Here is a 598-nt window from a genome sequence, read left to right as displayed (position 1 = left end):
GGTCCGGGACGAAGGCGACGGCGTGCCGCCGGGCGAGCGGGAGCGCATTTTCGAGCCCTTCTACCGGCTGCGTCCGCAGGATCACGGCGCCGGCCTCGGCCTCAACCTCGTGCAGGAAATCATGCATCTCCATGGCGGCCGCATCGAGATCCTTGACGGCAAACCGAGCGGCGCCTGCTTCAGGATGAGTTTTCGCGCTTTGCCGGCATAGCGTCGCCGTAAATCATTAAGCGACCTTCGCGTGTTTGACATCGCGAAGAATCGTAACTAATTAAGTTACATGAAACGCAACAGTCGCCTGTCTTCCACCCTGCACATTCTCGTCCACATGGCGGAGAAGCCCGAACAGGCGCTGACCTCCGAGCAGCTTGCCACCTTCATCCACACCAATCCGGTGGTGGTGCGCCGGACCATTGGCGGCTTGCGCGATGCCGGCATCGTCACCTCGTCGCGCGGGCATGGCGGCGGCTGGCTGCTCGGGCGCGCGCCCGAAAACATTTCACTGGCCGAGATCAGCGTGGCTCTTGGCGAGACGCTGCTGCCCTTCAGCACCGAGCCGGAAAGCCCAGGCTGTCTGGTCGAGCAAGCGGTGATCGCC

2 protein-coding genes are annotated in these 598 nt (G+C 63.2%); both read left to right on the top strand.

Annotation, left to right across the window (positions count from 1 at the left end):
• Positions 1–211: ATP-binding protein (locus EOA36_RS36650; RefSeq protein ID WP_245464583.1), on the top strand; the 211-nt coding region annotated here is incomplete at its 5' end.
• A 69-nt stretch (positions 212–280) separates the two neighbouring features.
• A partial coding sequence (locus tag EOA36_RS36645) for an Rrf2 family transcriptional regulator (RefSeq protein WP_145969568.1) occupies positions 281–598 on the top strand: 318 nt, incomplete at its 3' end.

It is taken from the genome of Mesorhizobium sp. M8A.F.Ca.ET.021.01.1.1, assembly GCF_003998025.1.
GTDB lineage: Bacteria > Pseudomonadota > Alphaproteobacteria > Rhizobiales > Rhizobiaceae > Mesorhizobium.
This window is presented reverse-complemented; position numbering and strand designations above follow the sequence as displayed.